Here is a 442-nt window from a genome sequence, read left to right as displayed (position 1 = left end):
CGACTTAGGAGTAGAAGGAAAAATCGTAGAAGTAACACACGAAGAAGTTCAGAAAGCCGCTGACGCTGCTCAACCGAAAATGACCACGATCATGCGCGAACTTATCAACCGTGCCTAAACAATCATCCCGATTTATGAGAACTGAAATAGCATCTCTCGGTGAGTTTGGTCTGATTGACCGCCTCACCGAGGGAATCAAACTGGAAAACGAATCCAGCAAATATGGAGTGGGCGACGATGCCGCCGTTCTCTCCTACCCTTCAGAAAAGCAAGTACTGGTAACAACCGACCTGCTTATGGAAGGTGTGCATTTTGACCTGACTTATGTTCCCTTGAAGCATTTGGGATATAAATCAGCAGTAGTTAATTTCTCCGATATTTATGCCATGAACGGTACTCCCCGGCAGATTACGGTATCTCTTGGTCTTTCCAAGCGTTTCAG

At 45.9% G+C, this 442-nt stretch carries 1 protein-coding gene and 1 pseudogene; both read left to right on the top strand.

What is annotated here, in order from left to right; all coding sequences use genetic code 11:
• A pseudogene (locus AB5935_RS27305) lies at positions 1-118 on the top strand (purine-nucleoside phosphorylase); the annotation flags it as partial.
• A gap of 16 nt (positions 119-134) precedes the next feature.
• A partial coding sequence (locus tag AB5935_RS27300) for a thiamine-monophosphate kinase (RefSeq protein ID WP_368328015.1) occupies positions 135-442 on the top strand: 308 nt, incomplete at its 3' end.

The organism is Phocaeicola sp. RTP21198st1_B8_RTP21198_201120, assembly GCF_040929485.1.
GTDB classification, from domain to species: Bacteria; Bacteroidota; Bacteroidia; order Bacteroidales; family Bacteroidaceae; genus Phocaeicola; species Phocaeicola dorei.
The sequence above is the reverse complement of the archived record's forward strand: the minus strand, read 5'-3'. Positions and strand labels throughout refer to the sequence as shown.